This window comes from Streptomyces sp. SID11385 (assembly GCF_010548245.1).
Taxonomy (GTDB): Bacteria; Actinomycetota; Actinomycetes; order Streptomycetales; family Streptomycetaceae; genus Streptomyces.
The window spans coordinates 1-3,717 of record NZ_JAAGLR010000363.1 but is presented as its reverse complement, the minus strand read 5'-3'; the positions used below and the strand labels follow the sequence as shown (position 1 = coordinate 3,717).

Annotated in this window: 4 protein-coding genes; all 4 read right to left on the bottom strand. The window is 72.4% G+C overall.

Translation table 11 applies throughout. The annotated features are described in order from the left end of the window. Positions 1-1,026: LysM domain-containing protein (locus G3I42_RS10900; RefSeq protein WP_239096382.1), on the bottom strand; the 1,026-nt coding region annotated here is incomplete at its 3' end. A 325-nt stretch (positions 1,027-1,351) separates the two neighbouring features. Beyond that, complete coding sequence (locus G3I42_RS10895; RefSeq protein ID WP_164284838.1) at positions 1,352-2,401, bottom strand: iron-siderophore ABC transporter substrate-binding protein; 1,050 nt, start codon at positions 2,399-2,401, stop codon at positions 1,352-1,354. 99 nt (positions 2,402-2,500) lie between these two features. Beyond that, on the bottom strand, positions 2,501-3,343 hold the full coding sequence (locus tag G3I42_RS10890) for an ABC transporter ATP-binding protein (protein ID WP_164284840.1): 843 nt from the start codon (positions 3,341-3,343) through the stop codon (positions 2,501-2,503). Between the two features lie 121 nt (positions 3,344-3,464). Beyond that, the coding region (locus tag G3I42_RS10885; protein ID WP_164284836.1) for an iron chelate uptake ABC transporter family permease subunit at positions 3,465-3,717 on the bottom strand (253 nt) is incomplete at its 5' end.

Genomic DNA, 3,717 nt, shown 5'->3' with positions numbered 1-3,717 from the left:
CGGGGTGGCGGTCTGCTCGGCCGCCGCGTGCTCGTGGTGGGCGGGGACGGTGAAGTGGCCGGTCGTGGTGTCGCCGTCGCGCGCGGCGGGGCGCTGCTGCGCGCGGGCGTCGCGGCCGCCCTGTTCCGCCTGTCCGCCCCGCGCGCCCTGCCCGTCCTTCGCGTACGCGTCGAGTTCCCGCTGCTGCCCCTTGCTCAACTCCGGGTTCGTGCCGGGCGTTTCGACCAGTTCGCCGCCGTGTGCGTCGGCCGGCATCTCCATGATCCAGCCGGGCCGGATGAGGCTCGCCTCGGAGAGCCGGGAGCCGTCGGGCTGCACGCGGTCCTTGTTGAGGGCGTAGATCTCCTTGTAGCGGCGGCCGTCGTCGAGGTGGCGCTGCGCGATCTCCCAGAGGGAGTCGTGGTGGCGGCCCTCGGGGGGCTGGATGCGGTAGAACTTCGTGTTCTGGTGGCCGGTCCGGCCGGTGTCGGCCTGCTGGGCGATCTGTTCGGCCTGGCGCGCGAGAGCGTCCGCGGCGGCCTGTTGCTGGCCGCCGACAAGGCCGCCGGGGGTCTGCTGGGCGGCGGCGACGGTGGGCCGGTGCGTATCGGGGGCCTGCTGCCCGAAGCCGGCGATCCCGGGCGTGAAGCTCGCCGCCGTGGCTCCCAGGAGGAGGACGGCGGCGACGAGCTGGCGGGCGAGGAGCTGGCTGGGGCCCGCGCCGGGGACCCGCGCGGGCAGACCCACGCCGGAGATCGCGGCCTTCACCTCGACGAGCACGCACGCGGTGAACTGCGCCCAGGCGATCCACACGACGAGCATGAGGATGCGTATGAGCGTCTCGGCGTCGATGGCGGAACTCAGCCACTCGCCCGGCGGCCCGTCCGGTACCGGGCGTCCCACCTGGATGAGCCCGAACGGCACTCCGAGGACGAGCGCGAGCAGCGCGACGACGGCGAGGAGCGCCTTCATCACGTCCCCGAACGTCCGCCGCGGGCGCGGCGGTACGGGCATCGGGCTCGCGGACCGTGCGGAACTACGTGCCATGAAAGCCTTCCCGGGCGGCCGGTGCGGAACCGCTGTACGGGACACAGCGGGTTTACGGGGCAGAGCCTAACGGCCGGTAAGTGCCCCTCGCAGGGGTCACGCCCCGAAGTACGGGTCGCTTTGCGCGAGTTGCGGAGGGTGGGCCGGTACGTCCCCGGGCTGACGCCCGGCGTTGACGCCCACCAGCACGCTCCCGACGCCCCGCACGCACACTCCCGACGCCCGCCCCGGCCCACGACCCGTGCGACGCCGCCCCCGCACGCCGAAGGGCCCGCCCCCGGTGACCTCCCGGAGACGGGCCCGACTGCCCACGTACGGAACGCTCTTACTTCAGCGCCTTCGCGAACTCCGGCACCACGTGGTCGATCGCGTACTGGATCGAGAGGACCGAGCCCGTCGCGAACGCCTTGCTGGAGGTCTCGTCGAGGATCAGCGAGTGGCCCGCCTTGACCGAGGGAACCGCCTTGTACAGCGGGTCGTTGGTGATCTTCGAGTTGGGGACGCCGATGCCCGCCATGACGGTCAGATCGGAGTCGAGAAGGTCCAGATTCTCCTTCGAGACGCGGATGGAGAAGGAGTCCCCCTTCTTCGCCTCGACCTTGGGGTTGTTCTTGAAGCCCAGGGTCGTCGCGAAGTCCACGCGGCCGTCACCGTTGATGTAGGCCCCGTAGCCCTCCGAGGAGAGCGCGCCGACCGTGATGGTCTTGTCCTTGAACTCCGGGTGCGCCTTCGCGGCGGCGGCGAACTTGGCGTTCGTGTCGGAGATCAGCTTCTCGCCCTTCTCCGGCACGCCGAGCGCCTGGGAGATCATGAGCGTCTGCTGCTTCCACGACGTGAGGTAGGCGTCGCCGCCCTTGGGCACGTCCACCGTCGGGGCGATCTTGCTGAGCGTCTCGTAACGCGTCTTGTCGCCGCTGGACTTGGTGTCGAGGATCAGGTCCGGCTTGAGGGCCGCGATCTTCTCGAACTCCGGCTCCAGGGTCCCGATCAGCTCGGGCTTCTTGTCGTACATGCCCTTGGCCCACGGGCCGACGCCGTCGCCGCCGAACGGCAGCCAGTCGCTCGCGCCGACCGGCTGCGCGCCGAGCGCGAGCGCGGCCTCGGCGTCGCCCCAGCCCAGCGCCACGACGCGCTTCGGCTTCTTGTCGACCGTGACCGTGCCGAACTTCGTCGCGACCTTCGCGGGGAACGCGCCGCTCGACGCCGCCGAGTCCTTCGTCCCGGACCCGCTGCCGGCGTCCTTGTCGGAGCTGTCGTCGTCGGAGCCGCACGCGGTCGCGGTGACGAGGAGCGTGGCGACACCGGCGGAGAGCAGCGCGACCGTACGGGTACGACGGCGGCGCCGGGAGGAGGCGGAAGGAGCGGAATCGTTCATACCCATGAGGTTAGCCTGCCCTTACCGGATCTTCGTACGGAGGGGGGCCGCATCCTCGTCGCCTTGGTCACACCGGACCGTGCCGGAGGTCCCCCGGCCTCAGGACCGCCCGCTCACATGGTGCCGCCCCAGCGGCACGACCATCGGCGTCCCGGAGGCCGGGTCCGCGATCACCGAGCACCGCATCCCGAACGTCTCGGTCACCAGCTCCTCCGTGACCACGTCCGCCGGGGCCCCCTCCGCGACGACCCGCCCGTCCGCCATCGCGATGAGGTGATCGGCGTACCGGCAGGCGAGGTTCAGCTCGTGCAGGACGGCGACCATTGTGACGCCGCGCTCGCGGTTGAGGTCGGTGAGCAGGTCGAGCACGTCGAGCTGGTGGCTCAGGTCCAGGTACGTCGTCGGCTCGTCCAGGAGCAGCAGTTCGGTGCGCTGCGCGAGCGCCATCGCGATCCACACGCGCTGCCGCTGCCCGCCGGACAGCTCGTCCACGGGCCGGTCCGCGAGGTCGAGCACGTCGGTCGAGAGCAGCGCCTCGGCGACGGCGGTGTCGTCCTCGTCGGTCCAGCGCCGGAAGAAGCCCTGGTGCGGGTAGCGGCCGCGCCCGACGAGGTCGGCGACGCTGATGCCCTCGGGCGCGACGGGCGACTGCGGCAGGATGCCGAGCACCGAGGCGACCTCCCGCGTCGGCATCTCCTGCACCGACTTCCCGTCCAGCAGCACGGCCCCGGAGAGCGGCGGGAGCAGCCGCGCCATGGCCCGCAGCAGCGTCGACTTGCCGCACGCGTTCGGCCCGACGATGACCGTGAAACTGCCGGCCGGGATGGACACGCTGAGGCCCGGCACGATCTCGCGGCCGTCGTAGCCGAGGCGCACGTCGCGCGTTTCGAGACGGCTCCGGGCGGCTTCGCGCCGCGGCACGTCGGCTTCGCTCTGCGGCACGTCGGCTTCGCTCTTCACGGGCGCGGCTCCTTCGGGGACAGGGACGGTCGTGCGGTGACGGGGGCGGGGACGGGGACGGGCGCGCCGCGTCCCGTACGGCCCCGGCCGCCTCGGTACGTACTCACCCGCCCCTCCCCACCCGGTTCGCCCGCGCGAGCAGCCACAGCAGGTACGGCGCGCCCACCAGGCTTGTCACGACTCCGACGGGGAACTGGATGCCCGAGATCGCGTGCTGGGCCGCGAAGTCCGCGAGCAGGACGAGGAGCGCGCCGGTCAGCGCCGCGTGCGGCAGGACCGCGCCGCGCCCGGGCAGCAGCATCCGCGCGACGGGTGCCGCGACGAAGGCGACGAACGCGACGGGCCCGGCGGCGGCC

What these genes read in the sequence shown, in the direction of transcription:
- G3I42_RS10895 (WP_164284838.1), bottom strand. Translation starts at nt 2,401, where the DNA reads ATGAACGATTCCGCTCCTTCCGCCTCCTCCCGGCGCCGCCGTCGTACC.